General features: G+C 70.0%; 25 protein-coding genes. 11 read left to right on the top strand and 14 right to left on the bottom strand.

Annotation, left to right across the window (positions count from 1 at the left end):
• Positions 1-6 precede the first annotated feature (6 nt).
• Together ACZ7EC_RS24110 and ACZ7EC_RS24105 are read left to right on the top strand one after the other, a co-directional pair.
• Positions 7-1,212 (top strand): sensor histidine kinase, encoded by a 1,206-nt coding sequence (locus ACZ7EC_RS24110; protein ID WP_471065574.1) that lies wholly within the window; start codon positions 7-9, stop codon positions 1,210-1,212.
• Entirely contained in the window at positions 1,209-1,898 is a 690-nt protein-coding gene (locus tag ACZ7EC_RS24105) for a response regulator (protein ID WP_471065572.1), read from the top strand. Before ACZ7EC_RS24110 ends, ACZ7EC_RS24105 begins: the two co-directional genes overlap by 4 nt.
• Positions 1,899-1,913: 15 nt before the next feature.
• Here the strand turns inward: ACZ7EC_RS24105 and ACZ7EC_RS24100 are convergent, their stop codons facing one another.
• Genes ACZ7EC_RS24100 through ACZ7EC_RS24050 form a run of 11 tightly spaced genes read right to left on the bottom strand, consistent with a single transcriptional unit; the run spans position 1,914 to position 12,591 of the window.
• Positions 1,914-3,404 (bottom strand): class I adenylate-forming enzyme family protein, encoded by a 1,491-nt coding sequence (locus ACZ7EC_RS24100; RefSeq protein ID WP_471065570.1) that lies wholly within the window; start codon positions 3,402-3,404, stop codon positions 1,914-1,916.
• Positions 3,401-3,658, bottom strand: coding sequence for an acyl carrier protein (locus ACZ7EC_RS24095; protein WP_471065568.1), 258 nt, complete (start codon positions 3,656-3,658; stop codon positions 3,401-3,403). The genes ACZ7EC_RS24100 and ACZ7EC_RS24095 overlap by 4 nt, the downstream gene beginning before the upstream one ends.
• Positions 3,645-4,943, bottom strand: coding sequence for a type III PLP-dependent enzyme domain-containing protein (locus tag ACZ7EC_RS24090; protein WP_471065566.1), 1,299 nt, complete (start codon positions 4,941-4,943; stop codon positions 3,645-3,647). Before ACZ7EC_RS24090 ends, ACZ7EC_RS24095 begins: the two co-directional genes overlap by 14 nt.
• Positions 4,936-5,859 (bottom strand): hypothetical protein, encoded by a 924-nt coding sequence (locus ACZ7EC_RS24085; RefSeq protein ID WP_471065565.1) that lies wholly within the window; start codon positions 5,857-5,859, stop codon positions 4,936-4,938. The genes ACZ7EC_RS24090 and ACZ7EC_RS24085 overlap by 8 nt, the downstream gene beginning before the upstream one ends.
• A gap of 19 nt (positions 5,860-5,878) precedes the next feature.
• Positions 5,879-6,925 carry a GNAT family N-acetyltransferase gene (locus tag ACZ7EC_RS24080; RefSeq protein WP_471065563.1) on the bottom strand — a complete coding sequence of 349 codons (1,047 nt, stop codon included), beginning with the start codon at positions 6,923-6,925 and terminating at the stop codon, positions 5,879-5,881.
• Between the two features lie 20 nt (positions 6,926-6,945).
• A complete protein-coding gene (locus tag ACZ7EC_RS24075; RefSeq protein ID WP_471065561.1) occupies positions 6,946-7,467 on the bottom strand; it encodes an AAA family ATPase in 522 nt (173 codons plus the stop codon).
• Positions 7,468-7,486: 19 nt separating this feature from the next.
• Positions 7,487-8,158, bottom strand: a complete 672-nt coding sequence (locus ACZ7EC_RS24070) for a histidine phosphatase family protein (RefSeq protein ID WP_471065559.1) — start codon at positions 8,156-8,158, stop codon at positions 7,487-7,489.
• Positions 8,155-9,390, bottom strand: coding sequence for a hydroxymethylcytosylglucuronate/cytosylglucuronate synthase (locus ACZ7EC_RS24065; protein ID WP_471065557.1), 1,236 nt, complete (start codon positions 9,388-9,390; stop codon positions 8,155-8,157). Before ACZ7EC_RS24065 ends, ACZ7EC_RS24070 begins: the two co-directional genes overlap by 4 nt.
• Positions 9,391-9,392: 2 nt before the next feature.
• Positions 9,393-10,427: a class I SAM-dependent methyltransferase gene (locus ACZ7EC_RS24060; RefSeq protein WP_471065556.1), complete on the bottom strand. Its 1,035-nt coding sequence runs from the start codon at positions 10,425-10,427 to the stop codon at positions 9,393-9,395.
• The gene (locus tag ACZ7EC_RS24055) at positions 10,424-11,656 is read right to left on the bottom strand and encodes a DegT/DnrJ/EryC1/StrS family aminotransferase (RefSeq protein ID WP_471065554.1); all 1,233 of its coding nucleotides are present in this window, start codon (positions 11,654-11,656) and stop codon (positions 10,424-10,426) included. Before ACZ7EC_RS24055 ends, ACZ7EC_RS24060 begins: the two co-directional genes overlap by 4 nt.
• Positions 11,653-12,591: a radical SAM protein gene (locus ACZ7EC_RS24050; RefSeq protein WP_471065553.1), complete on the bottom strand. Its 939-nt coding sequence runs from the start codon at positions 12,589-12,591 to the stop codon at positions 11,653-11,655. The genes ACZ7EC_RS24055 and ACZ7EC_RS24050 overlap by 4 nt, the downstream gene beginning before the upstream one ends.
• A 577-nt stretch (positions 12,592-13,168) precedes the next feature.
• Between ACZ7EC_RS24050 and ACZ7EC_RS24045 the strand changes: the two genes are divergently transcribed.
• The 9 genes from ACZ7EC_RS24045 (at position 13,169) to ACZ7EC_RS24005 (ending at position 20,537) form a co-directional block, all read left to right on the top strand.
• On the top strand, positions 13,169-13,726 hold the full coding sequence (locus tag ACZ7EC_RS24045; RefSeq protein WP_471065551.1) for a nucleoside 2-deoxyribosyltransferase: 558 nt from the start codon (positions 13,169-13,171) through the stop codon (positions 13,724-13,726).
• A gap of 55 nt (positions 13,727-13,781) precedes the next feature.
• Positions 13,782-14,483: an aspartyl/asparaginyl beta-hydroxylase domain-containing protein gene (locus ACZ7EC_RS24040; protein ID WP_471065549.1), complete on the top strand. Its 702-nt coding sequence runs from the start codon at positions 13,782-13,784 to the stop codon at positions 14,481-14,483.
• A 32-nt stretch (positions 14,484-14,515) separates the two neighbouring features.
• Positions 14,516-15,088 carry a GNAT family N-acetyltransferase gene (locus ACZ7EC_RS24035; protein ID WP_471065547.1) on the top strand — a complete coding sequence of 191 codons (573 nt, stop codon included), beginning with the start codon at positions 14,516-14,518 and terminating at the stop codon, positions 15,086-15,088.
• A gap of 8 nt (positions 15,089-15,096) precedes the next feature.
• Positions 15,097-16,344 carry an MFS transporter gene (locus ACZ7EC_RS24030; protein ID WP_471065545.1) on the top strand — a complete coding sequence of 416 codons (1,248 nt, stop codon included), beginning with the start codon at positions 15,097-15,099 and terminating at the stop codon, positions 16,342-16,344.
• Between the two features lie 9 nt (positions 16,345-16,353).
• Positions 16,354-17,349 (top strand): thymidylate synthase, encoded by a 996-nt coding sequence (locus ACZ7EC_RS24025; RefSeq protein ID WP_471065544.1) that lies wholly within the window; start codon positions 16,354-16,356, stop codon positions 17,347-17,349.
• A 25-nt stretch (positions 17,350-17,374) separates the two neighbouring features.
• Positions 17,375-18,112: a hypothetical protein gene (locus ACZ7EC_RS24020; protein ID WP_471065542.1), complete on the top strand. Its 738-nt coding sequence runs from the start codon at positions 17,375-17,377 to the stop codon at positions 18,110-18,112.
• 41 nt (positions 18,113-18,153) lie between these two features.
• On the top strand, positions 18,154-18,993 hold the full coding sequence (locus ACZ7EC_RS24015) for a class I SAM-dependent methyltransferase (protein ID WP_471065540.1): 840 nt from the start codon (positions 18,154-18,156) through the stop codon (positions 18,991-18,993).
• Between the two features lie 216 nt (positions 18,994-19,209).
• Positions 19,210-19,794 (top strand): sigma-70 family RNA polymerase sigma factor, encoded by a 585-nt coding sequence (locus ACZ7EC_RS24010; protein ID WP_471065538.1) that lies wholly within the window; start codon positions 19,210-19,212, stop codon positions 19,792-19,794.
• Positions 19,791-20,537, top strand: coding sequence for an anti-sigma factor (locus ACZ7EC_RS24005; protein ID WP_471065536.1), 747 nt, complete (start codon positions 19,791-19,793; stop codon positions 20,535-20,537). Before ACZ7EC_RS24010 ends, ACZ7EC_RS24005 begins: the two co-directional genes overlap by 4 nt.
• Positions 20,538-20,745: 208 nt before the next feature.
• Here the strand turns inward: ACZ7EC_RS24005 and ACZ7EC_RS24000 are convergent, their stop codons facing one another.
• The 3 genes from ACZ7EC_RS24000 to ACZ7EC_RS23990 all read right to left on the bottom strand — a co-directional run bounded on the left by ACZ7EC_RS24000 (position 20,746) and on the right by ACZ7EC_RS23990 (position 23,708).
• The gene (locus tag ACZ7EC_RS24000; protein WP_471065534.1) at positions 20,746-21,405 is read right to left on the bottom strand and encodes a fasciclin domain-containing protein; all 660 of its coding nucleotides are present in this window, start codon (positions 21,403-21,405) and stop codon (positions 20,746-20,748) included.
• 103 nt (positions 21,406-21,508) lie between these two features.
• Positions 21,509-23,137, bottom strand: coding sequence for a sulfite oxidase (locus tag ACZ7EC_RS23995; RefSeq protein WP_471065532.1), 1,629 nt, complete (start codon positions 23,135-23,137; stop codon positions 21,509-21,511).
• 184 nt (positions 23,138-23,321) lie between these two features.
• The gene (locus tag ACZ7EC_RS23990; protein ID WP_471065530.1) at positions 23,322-23,708 is read right to left on the bottom strand and encodes a winged helix-turn-helix transcriptional regulator; all 387 of its coding nucleotides are present in this window, start codon (positions 23,706-23,708) and stop codon (positions 23,322-23,324) included.
• Positions 23,709-23,869 lie beyond the last annotated feature (161 nt).

Raw genomic sequence — 23,869 nt, 5'->3', positions numbered from 1 at the left:
CTGTCAATGAACACCGTCGACAGATTCAGACCGGCCGCGGACCATCCTGGCATCGGACTGAGCGGCATGATCCCCGACCCGCGGGCGCGCGCCGTGGGGATGCTGGCGGGACTGGGCGTGTCGCTTTGGGTCAATGTGGCTACGCTCCCCACCGGCTCGGGGGTCGTGACGGCTTTTGCCCTGGCTGTCGCCGCGTTGGCATGGCTCGTCCTGATCGCCGGCATCCGAGGTGCGCGGGTGGCCCCCGTCGTCGCGGTGATGTGCGCGGCCGGGGCGGTGATCGCTCTCACCGATACCAATGGGCTGATCTTCACCGGTGTCGCGGCGAGTACAGCCGCCGTCGCCTTCGATCCCGTCGCCGCCCTTGTGCTGGCAGCCGTCGGCCCTGTCGCCTCCTGCCTCGCGTCGATTCCCCAAGCGCCTTCCCCCGGCCGCCTGCTGACCACCGGCGCCGTGGCCCTGGCCGGGCTGGTTGCCGGTGCGAGCAGACGTGAGATCGCCCAGCGTGCCCGGCACAGCACACTGGTCGCCACTGAACGCAGGCGTACCGAACTCGCCCGTGCCGAGGCGGAACTGGCGGGCGAACGCAACCGCCTCGGCCGCGAGTTGCACGACGTGCTCGCCCACACGCTCGGCGCCCTCTCGATCCAGCTCACCGTGATCGACACCCTCGCCCGCAGCGACGTACCGAGGGAGAAGCTCATCACACAGATCGAGCTCGGTCACGAACTGGTCAGCACGGGTCTGGACGAGGCACGCCAAGCCGTCCACGCGCTGCGCGGCGGGAGCGAACCGCTGGCCGCGCAGCTCGACCGACTCTGTGCACTCCACCAGGCGGAATTCAAGCTGGACGGCACCCCGCAGGAGCTCGATGCCGACACCACGCTCGCGCTCTACCGGCTCACCCAGGAAGCATTGACCAACGCCGCCAGACACGCTCCCGGCACGCGCGTGAGCGTGCGCATCCGCTTCGGCGCCAGGGACGTGACCATAGAGGTGGGCAACACCAGACCCGCGCCAGGCACGGGCACGCCCGCGGCCTTGCCTGCCAGTGGCGGCGGGTTCGGCCTTCGAGGTATGAGGGAACGCGTCGAGCGGGCGGGGGGCGATCTTCGGGCCGGCTCCACTCCCGACGGCGGATGGCGCGTCGCCGCACGCGTCCCCCACCGGAGGGACAATCCTGGTAACAGCAGCGATGGGAGTGACCGATGACCCCCGCACCTGTCTCCGTCGTCATCGCGGACGATCACAGGGTCGTCCGCGAGGGCCTGGCCACCATCCTCGGCGCCGTCGACCAGGTCCGCGTCGTCGGGCTGGCCGCGGACGGTGCGCAGGCCGTCGATCTCGCCGCCCGGCACGAGGCCGACGTGGTGCTGATGGACCTTCACATGCCCGGCATGGACGGCGTCGAGGCCACACACCGGCTCAGGAGCGAGCGTCCGGCCACGGCCGTCGTGGTTCTCACCACCTATACCGACGACGACTCCATCCTCGCCGCTCTCGAAGCCGGCGCCACCGGCTACCTGACCAAGAACGCCTCTGCCGCGGACATCCACCGCGCCATCGAGGCCGCCGCCAGTGGTCACGCCATGCTCGACCCGATCGCCGCAGCCCGCCTGATCCACGCAAGCCGCCGCAACGACCCCGGCCACACCGCGAAGAGCTCCGCCCTCCCCGACGGCCTCACCGAACGCGAGGCCCAGGTACTGGGCCTGATCGCGCAGGGCCTGTCCAACTCGGAGATCGCCGCCAGGCTGTACCTGAGTCGCTCCACGGTGAAGACCCACGTCCATCAGATCTTCAGCAAGACCGGTAGCCGTGACCGCTCGCAGGCCATCGTGTACGCGCACCAGCACGGGCTCCATACCGAGGAGGATCCAGCCTGGCGCAGCGGTTGACAGGCGACGGCCGCCTCAGTCGGCCTCCTGCCGCGACAGCCGGGCCCGGTCGGTCTTTCCGTTGGAGGTGAGCGGAAACCGGTCGAAGACCCGGCACCGATCGGGCACGCGTGCCGGGTCCAGCAGCGTGCCGAGGTGACGCAGCACCTCGGTCGGCGTGAGCGTCGTGACCACGCAGAGCACCATGTCCCGGCGGTCGGTGGGGGGCAGCAGCACGGCATGGTCCACCCCTGGTATGTCGCGGGCGGCGGACTCGATCTCGGCGGCGCTGGTGCGCACACCGTGCCGCTTGAACATGTCGTCGCCACGACCGTGGAAGTAGAGGTAGCCGTCGCCGTCGAGGTGACCGAAGTCCCCGGTGTGCAGCCGCACCTCGCCGGTGTGCGGATCGGTCCGGAAGCGCGCGGCGGTCAGCTCGGGCGCCCGCCAGTACCCGGCCATCACGTGCGGTCCGCTGACCACGATCTCGCCCGCCTCGCCGGGTGCGGCGGGAACACCGTCCGCCGTCAGGATGCGGATGCGTGTGCCGTCGAGCGCCCGGCCCACCGAACCGGGCCTGCGCAGGTCGCCGTCGACCTCCAGTACGGAGATCCGCTTGCACTCGGTGGCTCCGTACATCAACTGGATGCCGGCGCCGGGAAAGTGCTCGCGTAGCCGGGCACGCACCGCCTGGGAGAGATCTTCACCGGTGTTGGTGAAGAGGCGGATCCGGCTCGGTCCGGCGTCGCGCCGGGCGCTGTGCAGGAGCATGGTCGCGAGTGAGGGCACCAACGGCACGACGGTGGCGCCGCGCTCCCGCGCGACGGCGGCCAGCCGCAGGTCCGCCGTCTGGGAGAGCAGCACCAGACGGGCCCCGGCCAGGGCGCACAGGAAGACCTGGTAGAGGCCGTAGTCGAAGGAGAGGGGTAAGCGGCACAGGACGATGTCGTCCGCCTGGTAACGCAGCCGCGCCGCGACGGCACGGGCCGCCCACAGCACCCTCTCGTGTGGCGAGACGACCCCTTTGGGTGCGGCGGTGCTGCCGGAGGTGTAGATCAGCAACGCGGTGTCCGCCGGGGCGACTTCGGCGCGCGGGTGCGTCATCGGGCCGCCCGGTCGCGTCGCCTCCGCCCAGACCTCCCGCAGGCTGCACGCCGTATCCGATGTCTCGTCGCTCCGGTCGCTGACGACCAGGCGGGGCTGGGCGTCCGCGACGACCTGGCCCAGTTGGTACGCCGTCGTCGCGGGGCCGAGCGGCACGAAGACCGCTCCCGCCCGCAGACAGCCGTAGAGCATGGCGACGAACTCGCGGCTCGCGCTCGCGCGCACCACCACACGGTCCCCGGCGGACACCCCCCGGCGGTGCAGCCACTGTGCGAACTGGCCGCTGTGGTAGGCGAGTTCGGCGTAGCTCCAGTCGCCGTGGTCATCGGTCACGGCGAGCTCGCCGCCGTGGGCGGCCGCCGCGTGGTCCAGCACGTCGACGACATGGCGCAGGGCCCGCCCCTGCCGTGTCCCGACGGTCACGGTGTCGGCTCCTGGGAGAGCTGTCGGCTCAGGACCGACCACAGGGTGCCGGCGGTGCGGAAGGTCTCGCGGTGGAGGCTGTCGTCGGGGAAGCGCACGTCGTATGCCTGTTCCAAGGTGCTCAGCAGCTCGACCGCGGCCATGGAGTCGATACCGAGGTCGACGAGCTCGGCATCGGGCGGCAGCGGCTCGTCGGGGGCGAGATAGGGCAGCGCAGCGCGCAGCAGTGCCTCGAACCGGTCATCCCAGGGCATCGTCTTCCCACTCCCTCTCGACGGGCACGCGTTTCAGTTCCAGGCGGGACGCGGAGACGACGCTCCTGCCGCGTACCACCAGCTCGGTCGGGGCGGGCCTGCTGAGGAAGCCGAGCAGGCCCGTGGTCAGGCCGTAGGCGCCGACGTTCGGGATGGCGATCCGGTCGCCCGGCCGCAGTCGCGGTACCGGCACCTCCCGGCCGAGCAGGTCGGCCGGAGTGCACAGCGGCCCGACGATACGGGCTGACGTCACGGCCGGGCCGGAGCCCTGGGCCGCGTCGCAGGCGTCGGCCGCCCGCGGGATGTCGACGGGCTCCACGGACAGGGGAAGCAACCTCCCCGTCCCGGAGAGCCCGCCGAGCGCGTTGACCCCCGCGTCGAGCACCACGAACTGCTTTCCCTTGCTGTTCTTGACCTCGGTGACGGTGCAGATCAGCGTGCCGCAGTCGGCGACGAGATGTCTGCCGGACTCGAAGGCGATCACGGGGGCTCCCGTGCGCCACGCCGGGAACAGCCGGTCGAGGTCCTGCCGGAGCGCCTGTGCCAGCCCGGAGTAGCCGGGCCGCCGGCCGGACTGCGTGTAGGGAGCGGCGAAGCCGCCGCCGAGGTCCAGCGTCCGCGGTGCCAACCCGTACTGGTCGCATACCGCGGCGGCGGTGCCGATGCTGCGACGGAGTTCCTGGATCAGGCTCGGTTCGTCGACGGCGTTGGTCATCGAGAACAGGTGGAGGCCGGTGAGGTCGAGCCGCGGACACCGCGCGGCCGTCGCGAGCGCGGGGCCGAGGAGTTCCAGGTCGATTCCGAACTGCGAGGGTGTACCGGTCATGTGCAGGCCGCCGGCCGGGGCCGCGCGCGCCCCGTTCACGCGCAGCAGCACACGCGGCCGGTGGTCGTCGACGGCCGCGATCCGGTCGAGTCGCCGCAGCTCGTGCGCCGATTCCACGGAGAAGTCGAGGACCCCGTGCCGCAGGGCGTGCGCGATCTCGCCGTCCGTCTTTCCGGGCCCCGTGTACAGGCATTCGGCGCCGCGGAACCCGGCACCGAGCGCGCAGGCCAGCTCTCCCACCGAGCTGATCTCCGCGCGGCAGCCGGCGGTCCGCAGTGCTCGTACGAGGTCCTCGTGCGGGTTGGCCTTGAGGGAGTAGTAGAGGAGGCTCGGTGCCGGAAGCGCCGCGCGCAGGTCGTCCACGGCGGCCGTCACCCGATCCAGGTCGTACACGTACAGCGGGCCGGGGTAGCACTGGGCCAGCCGCGCTTCCCATGCCGCGGCGTCGAGGTCAGCCATGCGCGTCGAAGCGGTCGCGCAGGGCCGACAGGAACGCCCAGTAGGGCGCGCTGCCGGGCTGCCGCCCGTCGAGGAGGTCCGCGAGCATGATGCGGTGCCGGGGCTCGGCCCGGCTCACCCGGACGCTGTTGGTGGCATCCGGTGCCGGGCAGGTCACCAGATGGCTGGTGCGGATGCCGTCGGCGTCGTTGAGGGACCGGGCCCAGGCAACGCACTTGATCTGCTGCACGTTCTCGACCACCAGTACATGGGCGGTGTCGACGCCCGCCAACGCCTCGATGACGGGATGGCGGTAGTGCGAGATGTTGGACCGGTAGTAGTCGTAGAGGTAGGTGAAACGGGTCCCCCGCGGATACGGGTTGTCGTCGACGAGGCGGTGCAGGCCGTCGAGGCCCGCCTGGGGAACGCGGTCGTGGTCCGCCGCGGTCTGCGCCTTGATGGTGGCCCATGCGGCCGGCTCACCGGTGCGTACGAAGGTCGCGTCGACGCGGCCCCGTGCCCAACGGGCCCCGAGGCCGGCGACGTACTCGGCGACCCGTTGCCAGTCCGCGGACCGCTCCTCGCCGCTGGGCACCAGGTGCGTTTCCTCGCCACTGCCGAGGAAGCTGACCATCGGCAGTCCGAGTGCCTCCGCCACCCGGAGCCCGATCAGGAGATCTGCCGCGACGGAGGCGGTGAGCCCGGATATCCGCCCTGACGAGTGGTCGATGCACGGCGAGGACAGCACACAGGTCGCGGCGCGCCAGTCGGCCGCTCCGAGGAGACCGACCACGGGCAGCCGTGTGCTGATCTCGTCGTCCGCCGGCCGCAGCCCGAGCCGTCTCAGGTGGCGCTCGCGGTCCGGGTACATGCCGTGCATCGCGTCGGAGACCCAGGCGAGTGGGCCGTAGGAACCCTGCACAGGGGGGTGGTTCATCCGGAAAGACCTCCGCCTCTCAGCTGCCGTAGGTCGCGGCGACATGGCGCGCGCCCCGTCCACGCTCGGACGCGGCCGTCCTGTGGCGGTCGAACCTGAGCCGCTCCCCGAGCAGGTCCCTGGTCGCCGCGCACACCGGCCAGGCCACGTCGACACGCGGGATCGCGCGCGAGGCCAGGGCGTCCTTGAGCGGCCCGCTGCCGCCGAGCAGGTCGTAGGTCGCGATACCGCTGCCGTGCCACCGGCGGTGCAGACCGATGGTGGTCAGGAACGCGCCGGGAGACAGCCTGGCGAAGGTCTCGGCGTAGGAACTCTGCATGCCGTAGACCACGTCGCCGACGCGCATCTCCAGGAAGTACGCGGCCGGTACGCCCCCGGCTGTCGCGAGGGTGAGCAGGCACTCGTCCCGTCTCAGCAGCGCGCGGTAGAACGCCAGCTCCCCTTCGTCGAGATGCGTGCCCGAGCGCGCTTTCCAGGATCGTCTCTCGATGTTCTCCACCACGTCGATCGCGGCGTCTTCACGCACCGTCGTCACCTCGAACTCCCGGTCCCAGCGCCGGACCCGGCGCCAGAACGTCCGGCCGAAATGCCGTTGCGCCCCGGTCAGCATGTCCGCACCGTCGTCATGCCAGTCGATGACCGGATTCGGCAGGCGCACCACCACTGCGGTGTCCGGTTGCTCTGCCAGGCGCTCGACGACGGGGGCGTCTCGTTCCGTCTCGTGCAGGTGGAAGGCCCTGGCGCCGATTCTCTCCACGGACCGGAGCAGCTGCGTGCGCAACATGTCCGCGTCACCGAAAGGCCCGCTGGCCAGAAAGGGCTCGCGCGGGATGAGCGTGCTGATGACACCGTTTCGCCGCTGCCGGAGGACGCCGACGGCCATACCGCCGTCCCCTTCGATGACCAACAGCGCCACCTCGTGCCGCCCGAGGGCTTCGATGCGCGCGGCGAGGGCGGCCGGCTGCCAGTACGGCAGGTGCGCGCCGCCCGACCACAGGTCGTTCACCGCGGACGAGCTCAACAGGCCGAGGATCTCCTCCTCGGTCACGAGCAGGCTCACTTTCATCGCATGCTCCCGCGGTCGTGTCAGGACAGCCAGCCGCTCAGGTCGACGATTTCGCGGGCGATCTCGTCGAGTTCGCGGTCCGCGTCGATCAGATGGTCCCCGATCGCGTTCCGGGCCATGATGTCGGTGAGTTCCTTCGCCCTGGCGAGATTGCGGGCGAGTCCCCGGCCGCGTTCCCTTTGGCGCATGCGGTCTTCCAGCGTTGCCTCGTCCACGTGCAGCCGGTAGACCGTGATGTCGGCGCCCGGCACCGCTTGTTCGATGAGCCGGGTGTCCTCGCGGTCTTCCACGATTCCGCTCAGGACGAGCCGGTCGGCGCCGGCCTCGCGGAAGTTGGCCCACACGGCTGCGAGGTTCTTGGCGCCGAGTGCCCGGTTGAAACGGTCGCGGGAGTCGGGAACGTAGCACCAACGGATGTTGTCCATGTCGATCAGGGCGTGGGCGACCTTGCGTTCCCGCAGGATTTCGCGGATCTCCCAGCAGGTGACGGTCTTGCCGGTGCCGGAAGGCCCGGTCACCACGATGACGGGCACATGTGCCATAGCGCTGCAGTTCCAATCGTCAATGCCATGAGGGGGGTGCCGTGACCTGCCCCGGCGGCTTAGGGGCACCTGTTGGTTCCGGCAACTGTGCGGTGTTCAGGGCCATTGCCGTCGCCAGTGTCAGGTTTTCGTCCACTTCCAGCAGGTGGAAGCGTCCTTGATCGTGCCGGAAGACCCGGTTGCGCTCCAGGGGCACGCCGAGCAGATGGCACAGCAACCAGCTGGACGGGCCGCCGTGCGAGACGACGAGCACCCGCTCGGCGCCGAGCGCCGCGGCTTCCCGCGCCACCGATCTCATCGCCGCGATCAAGCGCCGACTCGCCGCGCGTACCGACTCCTCTCCGGGAGGATCGACCAGATCGGTCGAGACGCGTGCCAGTGCCGTCTGCGCCGGCCCGATCCGCGCCGCGATCTGCGGCAGCGTGAGGCCCGCCAGGGAGGGGAACGAGCGCTCCCCCAGGTCCGTGTGCAGACGGGCGTCGAGACCGAGTCCGGCGCCCGCGAGGGTCCAGGTCTCCACCGCGCGGCGCAGCGGGGAACACCAGACGGCGTCGGGCGCGAAACGGCGCAGGACGGGACGCAGGGCGACGGCGTGCGTCCGCCCGCGCTCGGTCAGGACCCGGCGGTCGTCGGGCAGGTAGACCTCCGAGGAGCTGATCGCCGCGGTGTGCCGGAGGAAGGCGAGGATCACCCGGCCTCCTGGCGCACCGGCACGGACTGCTCCGCGAACACTTCGGTGAGGCACTGCACCACCTGGTGTGCTCCGCGGCTGCCCGTCCGGCCGAGCAGACCGCCCCAGTCCCGTACCGCACGGGAATGCTCGATGGCGGTGGCGATGTCCCGCTGCAGTCGGTGCCGCACCCAGGGGTGTGCCTGGCGTGCGGCGCGCTCGATCGCCCCGTAGACGACGGACAGGGCCGCGTGTTCACCCCGTGCGCGTACGGCGTCGACCTGCCGCGGATCGAGGACTTCCGACGGCCACGGCACCCGGCAGGCCGCCTCGACCGCCGCGGCGAAGCGGTCCCCGTTGAGGATCTGGCTGACGTTCTGCGGTGGGACGCAGACGGTGGGCAGGCGGCGCTGGCCGGCCTCCAGCAACGTGGTCAGGCCCGGCGAGGTCACCAGCAGCTGTGCCTGGTCGAGGAGGTCCAGGAACTCCTCGTGGGAGCGCGGGCCTGCGTTCACCGCGATACCGGTGGGGATGTCCCGCTCCGGAAGCACGGTGGTGTCGATGTTGCCGCAGATCTCCAGGGTGCGGAACCCGGCGTCGGACAGTGCCCGGACGGCCGGTTCCGCCACCAGCCCGGAGTAGGCGTTGGCACTGCCTTGGCTGAGGGGCGAGTGCAGCCCGCCGAAGTTGAGCACGGCCAGGCCGGGCGTACTCGCCCGGTGGGTGGGTGCCGGGGCGCTGAGGATCGCCTCGGTCCACGTCAGCCGCTCCACTGTGCGCAACTGCTCCCAGCAGGTCCGGGGAAGGGACTCGCACAGTTGGGCGCAGTAGCGGGCCACGCCGTGGGGAATCGTGTCGTGGTCGGTCCACAGGTAGGGCAGGCTGTCCACGAAGACCGTGGGGCAGCCCGCGGCGAGCAGGGCCGCGGCGAACTCCGCGTCCAGTACGACCAGGGCGGCGGTCACCTGGTGCCGTCGCAGCAGGTTCCGGAGTTCGCCGGTGCTGCTCGGCTGGTCGTACCACGTGTCCACGGGCAGCTTCGCGAGCAGGGATCGGCCGAGCACCGTGCCGACCCCGATGAGCCGCGGCGGGGGTGCGGTGCGGGCCGTGAGCTCGGTCAGGACGGCGTGCAGCTTTCCGGCGCTCCCCCAGCCGAAGTCGTGCCCGCAGAAGACGAGCGTGGGCCGGGGGGCGCCGGCCGGTGCCGGGACGTCCCGCCACGGCGCGGGGGCCGGCCTGTCTTCACCGGCCATGGTCAGGAACCTTCCGTGCCGGGTGCGGACGGCGCGGGTGTACGTCCGACGCACAGCATCATGTCCCCCCGGTCCAGCAGACGGGCGGGGGTGCGCAGATGGCGCAGGAGCGGATAGGTGGCTTTGGCCCAGCCGGGAGCGTCCGGGCACTCCGCGAGCGTCTCCGACAGCTCACGGGCCCGGTAGGCGGCGTCGCGTTCCTGGTGGCCGAAGGCGACGGTGGCGAATCCGGCGCGATGGAGCATGGCGCGCAGCGAGCGCCGGCCGAAGTAGGTGAGGTGGCTGGGGGGCGCGAGGAACTCCCAGGCGTGCAGTACGGGGGCGAATACTCTCCGGCTCACGGTGTGGACGAGTCCGTCGGCCCTCGGGGTCGAGATGAGCAGTACTCCGCCGGGGCGCAGGGCCCGCGCCGCCGCCCGGACGACGTGGAAGGGATTCACCATGTGTTCGAGGGAGCTGAGGATGGTCACCGCGTCGAATCGCCGGCCGAAGTCGATGTCGGGCAGGTCCCCTTGGTAGACCGTCAGCCCGTAGTGCTCGGTGGCGTAGGTGAGGGCGAGCCCGTCGATGTCCGACCCGGCGGCGTCGTATCCGCGGTCGCGCAGGAGTGCCGCGAAGTGCCCGTGGTCGCATCCGACGTCGAGGACGGACTGTCCGGGCGGGACGTGGGCAAGTACCGCTGCGACCGATGGTGCGTACTTGCTGCGGATCACCTCGGGCGAGTAGGGCTTCCATGTTCGTTTGTTGTAGTAGGCCCACATGTCCTGTGCGGTCGGCATGGGATCGACCCAGAGGAAGCCGCAGGCCAGGCACTCGGCGATGCGGAAGCCGCGCCGCCAGGTGGCCGGCCGGGTGCTCGCGGACCCGCATGCCTCACACGGGCGCACGTCCGAGTGCGCGGGATGGGCGGCGCGGACGAGCGCAGAGGCCTGCTCTCGGGTCAGGGGCGCCTCTCCGTTCCGCAGGCCGAGGTGCAGAGCGCCCGCGGAAGCCTTGTCGTCACCAGGGGTGCCGGCCGTGGGGTCGTCGACGGTCACGTGGCCTCCTGGTCGAAGATGGCGACCACTTTCCGGATGGCCTTGATCGTGTAGTCGATGTCCTCGTCGTCCAGCCCCGGCCCCATCTCGATGCAGATCTGCCGGGACAGCACGTCCCGCGCGACGGGCGCGGTGTTCCTGCCGTAGTCGGGACGGTGCTCCGCGGGCAGCGCCCGGTAGAGGGAGGGGCGCTGCTCACGGATCCAGTCGATGTCGAGCAGGTGCGGGTGGGAGGGGTCGCAGCCCACGTTCTCGGCGCGGACGGCGTCCACGATGGCGTTCCGGTGCGGAGCGAGCCGGGCCGGCAGCAAGGCGTTCTGCTTGAAGTACGCATGGGTGCTGCCGGGCGCCACCTCGGGGAACCGCAGTCCGAGGTCGTCGAGGCCCGCGCGCAGCAGCTCGGCGAGTGTGGTTCTGGTCCGCAATTCGGTGTCCAGTCTGGACAGTTGCCAGCGGCCGAGCACCGCCTGGATCTCCGTCATGTTGTAGCTGAAGCCCATTTCCCGGTAGTCGAACCAACCGGTGCCCTTACCCTTGTGCGCCAGTGCCCGCGCGGTGTCGGCGAACTGCTCGTCGTCGGTGATGACGATGCCGCCCTCGCCGACGGCGATGTGTTTGCGGCAGCAGAGGCTGAAGGCGGCGGCGAGACCGAACGTGCCGGTTTTCGTGCCGTCCCAGAGGGCGCCGTGCGCCTGGCCGCAGTCTTCGACGAGGGTGAGCCCATGCCGCCGTGCCAGAGTGGCCAGTTCGGTCATCGGGCAGGGCTGTCCGTACATGTGCACCGGCACGATCGCGCTCGTGCGGTCATTGATCTTGCGGGCGCAGTCGGCCGGATCCATCGCCCAGCAGACCGGGTCGATGTCGACGATCACGGGGACCAGACCGGCCTGGATCAGTGCGGACAGCGCCGATACGTAGGCGTTGGCGGGGACCAGTACTTCGCTGTGCTCGGGCAGTCGGGCGGCAAGGTAGGAGACGTGCAGGGCAGCGGTCCCCGAACTGACGGCGACGGCATGGCGCCTGCCGAACCACTCGGCGTAGGCCGCCTCGAATTCGGCGACTTTCGTGCCGCCGTAGAACCGGGCGAGCTGACCGCTGTCCAGGACGCGGAGGGCCTCTTCCTTGGCTGCCTCCCCGATGACCGGATCCGCCGCCTTCTTCGTCGCGCGGACCGGGGTGCCACCGTTGATGGCGAGCGTGCCGGAGTCCGGCCTGGTGTTCGTGGTCACAGTGATTCCTCGGGTGCGGCGGAAGCGGCCAATTCCCTCAGGACGTGGTTCATCGCTTTGGAACTCGGGTCGCACCGGGAGCAGGACCTGTTCGTGCCGGTGGCGCAGCGGTCCCGCAGGCTGTGGGCGTCCAGGCTGTTCCAGGCGTCCTGCGCGCGCCACCGCAGGACGTTTCCGAGCGGTGGATCGGCGTAGACGAGCATGTTGCACCCGAAGATGTCGCCGGTGTCGGCGCGCACGTACGCGGTGAAGGTCGGCACCGTGCAGGGCTCGGGCCCGGCGTCGAGGAAGGGGTCGTCGGCCGCGACCACTCGGGTCCCCGCCGAGGACATCCGTTCCCTCAGCCTCGGGATGAGTTCCTGCATGCGGGCCCGCTGCACCGCGCTGGGCCGGAGTGCGTCGTCGCCCCGGACGGGGATGAGGTGCCACCACGACGGCGGGTTGGGCTGCGTCCGGAGCGTTTCGCCCAGCGATGCGAGATCGTCCGCCCCCAGCGCCTGCAGCACCGTATTGACGCCGTAGGCCATCTTCGCTTCGTGGAGGTCCCCGATGGCCTCCATACAGCGGTCGAACAGACCTGGAGTGCCGCGTATCCGGTCGTGATTCTCTCGCAGCGCGTCGATGCTCAGCACCATTTCCCGGCATCCGCTGTCGATCAGGGCGCGGATTTTTCCGGGTCCGAGAATGCGCCCGTTGGAGATGACCGATACCCGGACGCCGTCCGCGGCAGCCTGGTGTACGAGTTCCGGCAGCTCGGCGAAGATCAGTGGTTCACCGCCGGTGAAGCGCACGGCGCGCGGCCGGAGAGACAGCACCGCCGACAGCACATTCCGGTAATGGGCGAGCGGCAGATCGGCTCTCGGTGCCAGCCAGCACTCACACATATTGCACCGGGCATTGCAGTTGTCGAACAGGCCGAAGTAGACCAGTTCCATGGAGGGTGGTGTGCCTAACGGAATTTGTGCGTCCACGTCTCGGCCCCCTGGCGCGAAGATCCTCTCAGCAGCGGGAAGAATTCTTTGCCGAACTCATCGGTCGCCGCTGCCGAATAGACACCGAGCCGACCGTAACATCGATTTCCGATCACCCGCAACGTCTCTTACTGGCCAACATCATCCGAGCCGTGGCCTTGACACGGACTTCGGTTCACTCGAAGCTTGCAGTCGACCCGTCATTTGCTGCAATGACGAGGAAAACTCGGGGGAACGCACGTGCGAAATTCATCACTCACTCTTCCGTGCCGAGCAGGACGCCGGGTATCGCGAGGCGGGACGCTGCCCCGGAAGGGGCCACGGCGCTCGCCACGCAGACGCCGTGAAGTCGCAGCACATGGGAGTGTCACGTTCCAGCCATAGGAGAAAACCTCCTGTCGCGGGTGTCGGAATCCGCGGGCGCCGGAATCGCCGGCGAACTGACGTCATGTGTACCGGACGGGGTCGTCGACGCCCGTGACACCGGAGAATCCGCCTCTGCCCCACCACCAAAAACCTCTACAACGGAGGGAACCTCTCGGTGAGCCACCCCGAATCGCTTCCCCGGTCCGCCGACGAACCACTGCACCCGGACGGGAGCAAGCCGCTGGTCTTCGTCGGTGGCCCCTTCAAAGGGCTGCTCGACCCGGAAACGGGGCTTCTTCCGGACCGGCATCGCGGCAACTACCGCGCTCTCATCGACCACTTCACCGGGCTGGGGTTCGAGGTGGACAACGCCCACCGCCGGGAATCCTGGGGGGCCGAGGTCATGGCCCCGGACGTGTGCACCCGGCTGGACTATCTCGCACTGCGCAAGGCCGTACTCTTCGTAGCGTATGCCGGAGACCCGCCCTCGCCGGGCACGATGGTGGAGATCGGCTGGATGTCGGCCATGGCCAAGCCCATGATCCTCCTCATCGAGCGAGGTCAGGAAGTGCCGCCACTCGTCGCGGGGGTGCACACCATCGCTCCGGTCCGATACGTCGACGTCGAGGATGGGGGCTTCGATCCGGACGAACTCGACCGCGTCACCACCGAGTTGCTCGGCCCGGTCATTCCGGCCGGCGGCCGAGCCGAGCTCGTGATGCCCCGCACCTGAGACCGGTAGCCGAACCGACGTACGCAGGGGTGTGGTTGTGCCGAGAGTTCTTCCCATGCTGGTGAAGTGGATCGAAAAGCAGATGGTCCACCACTCCCGCTTCGATGACAGCCCGTTCATCCCGGAATCGGCGTTCCCGTGGAGCCGTGGACTCGAAGGGAACTGGCGCGACGTCAGAGCCGAACTCGACGCCCTGCTGGAGCACCGTGAAGCGCTGCCCAACTTCCAGGACATCTCGACCGACCAACGCCGCATCACCGACGACGACCAGTGGAAGACCTATTTCTTCTACGGTTACGGGTTCCGGTTCGACGCCAACTGCGCACGGTGCCCGCGGACAGCTGAACTGCTGGCCCGGATACCCGGTCTGAAAACGGCCTTCTTCTCTATCCTCGGCCCGCACAAACACGTGCCACCGCACCGCGGCCCCTACAAGGGCGTGGTCCGCTATCATCTCGCGCTGAAGATCCCGTCGCCCGAGAACGCCTGCGGTATTCGCGTCGGCGGACAAGAGGCGCACTGGAGTGAGGGGACCGGGATGTTCTTCGACGACACCTACGTGCATGAAGCCTGGAACGGGACCGACGAGGACCGTGCCGTGCTGTTCATGGACGTCGTGCGGCCGATGGCCTTTCCGTACTCCCTGGTCAACAACATGGTGATCCAAGGGATCGCCCGGAGCCGGTTCGTCCAGGAGGCCAAGGGAAATCAGGACGCCTGGGAGCGGCGCTTCGCTCAGTTGCTGGAACGCAAGTAGCGGCCCCGCCCGGCCCGAGGAGAGGACGGTTCGTGGTGACACCAGGAAAGCAGGTTGCCCTACGCGCCCTGGAACCCGAGGACGCCGACGTGCTCTACACATGGTTCCAGGAGGAGTACTTCCGCGACATGTTCGGCTACCGCTACCCGGTGGGCCGCGGCGGCTGGCGGGACTGGATCGACAGGCACGGAAAACCCTCGTACCACGACGCGACCTTCATCCTCTGCTCGCCCGAGGACGGCGCCGCTCTCGGGCTCGGTGCGCTGCGCAATCCCGGCGCCGAGGACAGGTCGGCCGAGGTCTCACTGGCACTCGGCGACATCAGCAACCGAGGGCGTGGACTCGGCCGCGAAGCCGCCCTGCTGATGGCCGAATTCGGCTTCAACGTCATGGGACTGCGCCGCATCTACGCCTGGGTCCTCGCACAGAACCTGCCCGCGGCCGCCGCGTGTCAGGCGGCCGGCGCCGTCCAGGAAGGGATCGCGCGCAAGGCCAGGCTGGTCAACGGCACTCCGGTCGACGCAGTCCTCTACGGCGTCCTCGCCGAGGAGTTCGCCGAGCGGATGAGGGAGCTCCACCGGCAGTCGGACACCTCCCGGATCTGACCGTCGCGATGAGTGAGAACCCAGCCCCGGTGTCCGGCCCGGCCCAGGCTGGTACCCGTCCGGTCCGGACCCGGTTCGGCCGCGACTTCTGGCTGCTGTGGTTCGGGCAGGGAGTCTCCAGCGTGGGCTCGGCGGCCAGCGATCTGGCCTACCCCCTGCTCGTGCTGCAGCTCGGCGGGACCCCGTTCAAGGCGGGCCTCGTCGGGCTGGTGAGCACGGGTTCGCGACTGCTGCTGCGCCTGGTGGCAGGACTGGTGGTCGACGTCTGCTCCAGGAAGCGTGTTCTGATCTGGTGCGACGTCGGCCGGGCCGCCACGGCCGGCGGCCTTGCCGCGGCGGTCCTGACCGGAACGGCCGGCTACCCCCTTGTCCTGGGGGCGGCCTTCCTCGAAGGAGCGTTCTCGGTGTTCTTCTTCTCGGCGGAACGCGCGGTGCTCCCGTACCTCGTCCCCCGCGCGCGGCTGAGCGAGGCGATCGCGCACAACCAGGTCTACCTCCAGGCCGCGACCATCGCCGGAGCGCCCGTCGGCGGGTTTCTGTTCTCGCTGGGAGCGCCGGTGCCGTTCCTCGTCGACACCGGGTCCTACCTCGTGTCGCTCACCACCGTGCTGGGCATCACCACTCCCCTCTCCGGCGCGGAGCAGAAGGTGCGGCTGGCCACGTCGGAACTGTTCCAGGGCATGCGCTGGGTCTGGCGCGACCGGCCGGGCCGGGCGAGTCTGCTCTATCTCTGCGGCGTCAACGCGATCGTCGCGGCGATGCCGTTGGTCGTCATCGTCGGTCTGCGTACGGCCGGCGTCGCACCGGCGGTCATCGGGACACTGCTTGCATGCGGGGGTATCGGCGGGGCCGCCGGGGCGCTGGCCGTGCCGCGGCTGCGCGCGAAGTACCGTGACGGCACCCTGCTGGTCGCCCTGGGGTGGCTGTGGCCCGCGATGCTCGCGGTCCTCGCCGTCAGCTCGGCACCCTGGGCCGTGGCCATCGTGATCTTCTTACTTGCCACGACCATCGCCCCGACACAGAGCATCATCTTCGGCTATCAGACGGCGCACGCACCGGACGAGTTGCAGGGCCGCGTGCACTCGGCGGTGAATCTGCTCAGCAATGCCGTCACGCCGTTGGCGCCGGCGGCCGTGGGCGCACTGGTGACCTGGGGCGGCTACCCCGCGACCGGTGCGGCACTGGCCGTGGGCGCGCTCACGATGATGGCGTGCGCCACCGCGTCCCGTTCCATCCGACAGTTCTCCAACCGCTGAGGAGCACAGATGCCCCCCTACGACACGTTCGCACAAGCCTATGCCGGAGAGCTGGAGCACATACTGTCCCAGGGCGCCAAGGTCCCGTCCGTGCGGGACCCGCTGTCCAAGGCTTCCGGCTTCGGCGCTCAGGACAGGCCCTACCGTGAGCTGCTCGCCCACACCTTACGCATCGGCTCACCGCGGTCCTGCCTGGCCTTCACCCCCCTGCTGCCGGTCCACCTCCCCTACTGCTTCGGCCTGGCGGCATGGTCGCTGGACGGCAGGGACGATGTCGGCACACCCGCCTATTACCGCCGCGGTGCCTACGAATACTCCGACGACCAGCACACGTTGAGCGGGGCGTTCGGCCGGCGACTGCTCGCCTCGGCGTCGGGGAACCAGCTGGAAGCGATCATCGAGCGGATCCGGCGGGACCCGGCGCACCGCCGGACGTTCGCCGTCATCCTCGATCCCGCGGACCACTTCACACAGTCCCGCGAGCACCCCTGTGCCGCCGGTGTCCAACTCTTCCTGCGCGACGGCGCGCTCACCTGGATCACCGTGATGCGGGCGCAGCAGGCCCTGACCGTGCTGCCCTACGACGCCTTCTTGTTCATGGTGATGCACCAGGTCGCCGCGGCCCGGCTGGATGTCGCCTGCGGCCCCTACATCCACCAGTCCGGCACCTTTCATGTGTACGAGAACGAGATCGAGTTGGTCGGCAAGCTGATCTCACAACCGGTGACGCCGGTGGAGCTGCCCGCCCTGCCCAGCGGCCCGGACGACGTACGCGCCGCCGTACGCGAACTCGTGGACCTCGAACGCGGACTGCGTACGGCGGCCGACGCGGGTGACAGCGCGGCCGTGGACCGCTTCGCCGCCATGGAAGCGTCCTTCGCCTTCACCGAGGTCGCCAGGGCCTGCCTCACCACCTTCGCCTACCGCAAACTCGGCGACGCCGAGACCGTCGTCGACAGCCCCGCCGTCACCCCTGCGGTCACCGATCTCATGGCAGCGATCTGACGCGCGGAAGGAACGGAGGAGAGCAGTGGCCAGTCAACAAGGTCCCCCGCCGCACGGCTTCGTCACCGGTTCCGGCCGCTGCGGTACGACATCTCTCGCCGCGGCCCTCGACCGCACGGCCGTCTCCCCCGCGGGCACCCGCGTCCGGGCACGGCACGAGACACACGCGAGAGAGCTGGTCCGCCGTCTGCTCGCCGGTGACCAGGAAGGCGCCGTCGCCCTGCTGCACGGCATCGGACCCGGAATAGAGGTCTCGCCGTACCTGGTGTTCCTTGAGGACCGGCCGCTGCCCGGAGTGCCACTCGTCGCACTGTGCCGGGACGGCCGCAGAACCGTGGCCTCCGGGATGAACGACGGGTGGTACTACTGGACCGTGCGGCCACGCGACGCCCACTGGTCACGGCTGCAACCCGCCTTCCCCGGCGACCGTTTCGAGAAGTGCTGCCGCTTCTGGTCGTGGACCTACCGCAGGCTGCTGGACTGGGAAGCGCCGATCGTCCGCATGGAGGACATCCTCGCCCCCGGCCCGGAGCGGAACCGGCTGTGCGAAATGCTCGGGCTGGCGCCGCTGCCCGGTTCGCTGCCACGCAAGAACCACGATCGGTTCGGCAAGGCGAAGTTCGCCGTGCTCAACAGGCGGCGGGCGACCGGCCCGCAGGACTGGACACCGGCCATGCGCGCGACCTTCGAGACGCACTGCGGCGAGATGATGGACCTGCTCTATCCGGGCTGGCGCCACACCGGACGGGGCGGTGGTGCATGAGGACGCGGCCGGGTACCGGCCCCTGCGGGTAGACTCCCGGCATGTCGGGAGCCGCGGAGCACAGGGACGTCATCTCCGAGGACGAAGCGCGCAATCTCAACCGGCGCAGCTGGGACGAGCGCGCACTGCTCCATGGGCAGGACGCGTCGTACTACGACACGGAGAGGTTTCTCGCCGGCGGGAGCACGCTCCGGGCCCTGGACGTCGAACTGGCCGGGGACGTCGACGGACGTGACCTCCTCCATCTCCAGTGCCACTTCGGACTCGACAGCCTGAGCTGGTCCCGGCAAGGGGCCCGCGTCACCGGAGTGGACTTCTCACCGGTGGCGATCGGACGCGCACGGGAACTCGCCCGGCGCACCGGCCTGGCTGCCGACTTCGTCACCGCGGACGTTCTCGACCTGCCCGCGGACCTGACGGGGAGCTTCGACGTCGTATGGGCCTCCTACGGAGTGTTCGCCTGGATCGGAGACCTCCGGGCGTGGGCACGCAGCGCCGCACGGGCCCTGCGGCCGGGCGGCCGACTCGCCGTCGTCGATCTTCATCCGCTCGCGCGCATGATCGACCAACTAAGTCCCCTCGTGGTCGACTGCCCGTACGCCGACGACGGGCCGCACCACTACTCCAGCGCGACGAGCTACGCCGCCCCCGACAGGCCGCTGGAGAACCGGGAGACCGTCCAGTGGTCCCACTCCCTCGGCGAGGTGGTGTCCGCGTGCGCAGCCGCCGGTCTGCGGATCGACGCCGTGGAGGAACACCTGACGAGTGAACGCAACGACCGGGACGGCGTCCTCACCCGGGGGGCCGACGGGCTCTGGCGGCTGCAACTCTGGGAGTACCCCCTTCCGGTCCTCTTCAGCATGCGCGCCACGAAGCCGTAGGTGTCGCACCCGGCCGTTCGCCAGGACCCCGCCGGGTCCGCAGCCTCGCTCGCCGCCTTCATCGTCAGGTGCTTCGCGGCTCCGCAGGACCGCCCCTGCGCACGGGGCTTTACGGGGCCGGCAGTTCGTCCCGTTGTGTGGCCACCAATCCTCGGCGCGCGCGGCCCCGGATTACACGGGGCTGTTCCGCTCCGCCGCGCCCATGGGAGAACCATTGTGAAGGAATCTGTATACATCGGCAGCCATCCAGCTGCCAAACCTGATCTGCAACAGTTGCTGCACGAGGTGGCGCTGGGCGATCAGGAGGCTTTCGCCGCGGTCTACGACGCCGTGGCCGGATCCGTCCTGGGGGTCGCGCGGGCCGTTCTGCGTGATCAGGCGCAGTCGGAGGAAGTGGCGCAGGAGGTCCTGGTGGAGGTGTGGCGCACCGCTCCGCGCTACCGGCCGGAGCGCGGCACGGCCGTCAACTGGATCCTCACCCTCGCCCACCGGCGGGCCGTGGACCGGGTCCGCTCGGCGGAGGCCGCCGCCGCCCGCGATACCAAGGCCGCGCTGCTGGAGCATCAGCCCGCCTACGACGAGGTGACCGAGCAGGTCGAGACCCGGCTGGAGCGGGAGCAGGTGAGGCGCTGCCTGCGTACCCTGACCCAGTTGCAGCGCCAGTCGGTCACTCTCGCCTACTACCGGGGCCTGACCTACCGTGAGGTCGCCGAAGCACTGGCTCTGCCGCTCGGTACGGTGAAGACACGGCTGCGTGACGGGCTCATCCGGCTCCGCGACTGCCTGGGGGTGACCGCGTGACCACGACCGATCTGCACGCGCTGACCGGCGCGTACGCCGTGCACGCGCTGGACGGTGAGGAGCGTGCCGTCTTCGAGGGTCACCTGGCCGACTGCGATGCCTGCCGGCAGGAGGTCGCCGGGTTCACGGCCGCGGCCGGGCGCCTGGCCCTGGCCTCCACGGTGCGCGCGAGCCCCGTCATGCGCGAGGAGGTACTGCGGCGGATCACCACCGTGCGGCAGGTGCCGCCCGGTGCCGCGCCGCTGGAGCGGGTACGCCGTGGCGCGCTGCGCGGAGGGGGCCTGGCCCGGTGGGCGCTGGCCGCGAGTGTGGCCGCCGCCGTGTTCGGCGGAACCGCGGTGTGGCAGTACGAACGCGCCCAGAGCGCCGCGCACGAGGCCGCACGGGCGCAGCAGCGCGTCGAGGACCTGGCGGGGGTGCTGGCCGCGCCTGATGCCAGATCGCGTTCGGCGAAGGTGGCGGGCGGCGCGGGCACGCTGGTGGTCTCCGCCAGCCGGCACCGGGCCGTGTTCGTGGCCTCTCACATGGCCGCCCCTCCGCGGGGCAAGGTGTATCAGCTGTGGTTCGCCGACGGCGGGAAGATGCGCTCGGCCGGCCTGATGAACCCCGACCGCAGCGACCAGGCGGTCCTCATGCAGGGCTCGGTCGACGGCGCGTCCGGGGTCGGCATCACGGTGGAGCCGGCCGGTGGATCGGAACAGCCGACCTCGGCACCGGTCGCCCTGCTCGGCCTGCCGACATGAGGATGCGTGTGGGGAGCCCGCCCGCGGGACGGGCTCCCCACACGGATACGACCGGCCTTGGCGCGGTGGCCGGCCTTTCGACGAGGGGCATCCGCCAGGCCCTGCCGGTGGGGTGGCCGGCGGATGCCCCCGATGGGAGAACGCGCGCCGTCCGACTCGTTCCCGTCGAGGCGAGCGGGCGGGCGTGCGTCCTCGGCCCGTGGTGGGGTCAGCTCTTGGGCATCAGGACGGTGTCGATGATGTAGACGTTGGCGTTGGCGGTCTTGACGTTGCCGCAGACGACCTTGGCGGAGTCGTTGACGGCGAAGGACTCACCCGAGCCGGAGGTCACGACCTTCGACTTCTCCAGCGTGTCGAAGGAGCCGTTCTCCAGGTCATCGGGGGTGAGCTTCCGGCCGACGACGTGGTAGGTGAGGATCTTCGTCAGCTGGGCCTTGTCGTTCAGGACCTTGTCCAGGGTGGCCTTCGGGATCTTGTCGAAGGCGTCGTTGGTCGGCGCGAACACGGTGATGTTCCGCGCGTTGTTCAGGGTGTCGACCAGACCGGCCTTCTTCACCGCGGTCACCAGGGTCGACAGGGCCGGGTTGTTGGAGGCGGCGGTGGCGACGGGGTCCTCGGCCATGCCGTCGAACGAGCCGGCACCGTTCTTCGGCACGGAGGCGCAGGCCGGGCCGAACGGCTGGTCCATGCTGCTCGATGCCGTCGAGCCGCCCATGTCGTCGCTGCTTTGCGTGGTCCGAGCCGATGCCTTGGCCGAGGCATCGGACGTGCCCGAGTCGCTGCTGCCGTTGGAGCAGGCGGTCAGGGCCAGGGGAAGCACGGCGGCCGCGGCGAAGAGACCGGCGCTACGACGGATACGGGTGTTCATGAGGTTCTCCTGTTTGACGGTGCAGCGGGAGGCCGCTGCGCTTGTGGTGGTGCGGAACGGTGGTTCAGGAAGGGCACGAGGGGCCCTTGGAGGGGGAGGGTGATCACTCGACGGTCACGACGACGGAGTGCCATCCGGCGGCGCCGTCGGGGATCGTGCGGGTGCGCTTGTCGGTCTGCACCGTGCCGGTCCGGTCGGTGGCGCGGACGACGAGGGTGTGGCCGCCCTTCGTGGCCTGCCAGGGAAGCGACCACTGGCGCCAGGTGTCGCGCGTGTCCTCGGCGGCCAGATCGGCTTCTTGCCAGGAGCCGTCGTCGATGCGGACCTCGACCTTGTCGATGCCCCGGTGCTGGGCCCAGGCGACTCCGGCGATCATCACCGTGCCGGCCTTGGGCCGGGCGAACGGCTTGGGGGTGTCGATCCGCGAGGCGGTCTTGATCGGGGCCCTGCGGGCCCAGCCTCGCTTGACCCAGTAAGGATCGTAGGAGTCGAAGGTGGTGAGCTCGATGTCCTCGATCCACTTACAGGCCGAGACGAACCCGTACAGGCCCGGCACGACCATCCGGACGGGGAAACCGTGGTCGAAGGGAAGCGGCTCGCCGTTCATGCCGAGGGCCAGCATCGCGTCGCGGCCGTCCATGACGTCCTCGACCGGGCTGCCGATCGTCATGCCGTCCACCGACCGGGACACCAGCTGATCCGCCGGGCCTCCCCTGGACGGGGGCCTGATGCCGCACTCGGCCAGCAGGTCGGCCAGCCGTACCCCGATCCACCGGGCGTTGCCGACATACGGGCCGCCGACCTCGTTGGAGACACAGGTCAGGGTGATGTCCCGCTCGATCAGTTCACGGTGCAACAGGTCGTCGAAGGAGTAAGTGGTGGGGCGGCGAACGCCCTTGCCCTGGATACGCAGCCGCCAGTTGGTGGCGTCCACCCTGGGCACCACCAGCGCCGTGTCCACCCGGTAGAAATCCGCGTTGGGGGTGACGAAGGCACTGACGCCGGGGATTCGCAGTCCGGCCCTCTTGGGGATTGCCTGCGCCGGTGACCGGGGAGAAGGCAGCACGAGCTTGTTGCGGGAGGCGATCGCGCCCTGGCCACGCGAGGCGTTCAGTGACCGGCCGACCGCGCCGACCGCGGCAGAAGCCGCCGCGGCGGAGGCGGCAGCCAGGACGAATCCCCGCCGGTCCCAGCCGGCGGACGCGGACACGCCGTCACCGGCTTCCCCGGTCCCAGCCCCGGAAGCCGACGCTGGTGTCCGCACCATGGTCAGGCGCCCGGCGAGGACGTACAGCAGCAGTGCTCCAGCGAGGGCACCCGCGAGGGAGGGAAGCGCATCGGCGAGGCTGGTGGAGTCGGGCCGGCTGACGGCAGCCGCCACCCCGATACCCCCGAAGAGAAGGACCCCGGCGGATCCGGCCCGCCGAAACCGCACCGCCAGCGCGCCCAGTGCCAGAGCCAGCACGGCGAGCACAGCGAGGATGCCGAGCCGCAGCATGAGCTTGTCGTTGCTGCCGAAGTGACGGATCGCCCAGTCCTTGACCGCAGCGGGTGTCGCGTCGATGGCCGCCCCGCCCACCGCGATGACCGGGCTGGACTGCGGGCGCACCACCGCGGCGGCGAGTTCGGCCACCGCCAGCGCGGCGAAGCCGGCCAGCGCCCCGCTCAGCGCACCCAGCGCCACACGGGGCCGACCCGGCCGCCCTCGCTGATCCTTCTCTTCGTCCCTCACGGGGGGAATCCGGTTCTGCCCGCAGCGCGGATTGGTCCCGGACCTGATCAGGTGAGAAAAGATCCCGGACCAATCCGCCCTCGTATTCCGCTACGAATTACCGAGTTGGGCGTTGACGGTCTCCGCGGTCACTGCGGCGCGGGGGGCCGGGGACATGAGGCGGCCAAGGCGTGCGTGAAGATGATCAGGGGGTGCGCTCAGTGCGGTCGTCGTACTCTTCGCGGGCGGTGATGACTTCTTCGATGTGCAGCACGGACCACTCCGTGAGCGCTTTCAACGGTTCCCGCAGTGTCTGGCCGAGCGCGGTCAGCTCGTACTCCACGTGCGGCGGCACCTCTGGGTAGACGGTCCGGCTGACCAGTCCGTCGCGTTCCAGGGTGCGCAGCGTCTGGGTGAGCATCTTCTCGCTCACGCCCGCCAGCGCCTGCCGGAGCCGGCCGAACCGGGAGGTCCCGTTCCGGCCGAGTTCGCCCAGCACGAGGACCGCCCACTTGCTGCCGATCTGGTCGAGCAGGTCTCGCGACGGACAACCACGTTCGTACGGATCGAACGACGGTATGGGCCCGGTCACGCTATCGACAGAAGCCAAGCCGCTCACCTCGATGCTATCGGTCGGGTAAGTACCCTACCAAGAAGTGGCTACTCCCCATCGGAGAGTGTCCAGGTCATTCTGAGTTCCACCCCGCCGCGGACGGACCGCGGCTGGCGCGCGGGGCACGCGCGGAAGGAAGG

The organism is Streptomyces sp. NPDC037203 (assembly GCF_055605065.1).
This window is presented reverse-complemented; position numbering and strand designations above follow the sequence as displayed.

Bases quoted from the DNA above. Each gene is read 5' to 3' on its own strand.
- ACZ7EC_RS24110 (WP_471065574.1), top strand. From the start codon at position 7: ATGAACACCGTCGACAGATTCAGACCGGCCGCGGACCATCCTGGCATC.
- ACZ7EC_RS24105 (WP_471065572.1), top strand. From the start codon at position 1,209: ATGACCCCCGCACCTGTCTCCGTCGTCATCGCGGACGATCACAGGGTC.
- ACZ7EC_RS24095 (WP_471065568.1), bottom strand. From the start codon at position 3,658: ATGCCCTGGGATGACCGGTTCGAGGCACTGCTGCGCGCTGCGCTGCCC.
- ACZ7EC_RS24090 (WP_471065566.1), bottom strand. From the start codon at position 4,943: ATGGCTGACCTCGACGCCGCGGCATGGGAAGCGCGGCTGGCCCAGTGC.
- ACZ7EC_RS24085 (WP_471065565.1), bottom strand. From the start codon at position 5,859: ATGAACCACCCCCCTGTGCAGGGTTCCTACGGCCCACTCGCCTGGGTC.
- ACZ7EC_RS24080 (WP_471065563.1), bottom strand. From the start codon at position 6,925: ATGAAAGTGAGCCTGCTCGTGACCGAGGAGGAGATCCTCGGCCTGTTG.
- ACZ7EC_RS24075 (WP_471065561.1), bottom strand. From the start codon at position 7,467: ATGGCACATGTGCCCGTCATCGTGGTGACCGGGCCTTCCGGCACCGGC.
- ACZ7EC_RS24065 (WP_471065557.1), bottom strand. From the start codon at position 9,390: ATGGCCGGTGAAGACAGGCCGGCCCCCGCGCCGTGGCGGGACGTCCCG.
- ACZ7EC_RS24050 (WP_471065553.1), bottom strand. From the start codon at position 12,591: ATGGAACTGGTCTACTTCGGCCTGTTCGACAACTGCAATGCCCGGTGC.
- ACZ7EC_RS24040 (WP_471065549.1), top strand. From the start codon at position 13,782: ATGCTGGTGAAGTGGATCGAAAAGCAGATGGTCCACCACTCCCGCTTC.
- ACZ7EC_RS24030 (WP_471065545.1), top strand. From the start codon at position 15,097: ATGAGTGAGAACCCAGCCCCGGTGTCCGGCCCGGCCCAGGCTGGTACC.
- ACZ7EC_RS24025 (WP_471065544.1), top strand. From the start codon at position 16,354: ATGCCCCCCTACGACACGTTCGCACAAGCCTATGCCGGAGAGCTGGAG.
- ACZ7EC_RS24015 (WP_471065540.1), top strand. From the start codon at position 18,154: ATGTCGGGAGCCGCGGAGCACAGGGACGTCATCTCCGAGGACGAAGCG.
- ACZ7EC_RS24000 (WP_471065534.1), bottom strand. From the start codon at position 21,405: ATGAACACCCGTATCCGTCGTAGCGCCGGTCTCTTCGCCGCGGCCGCC.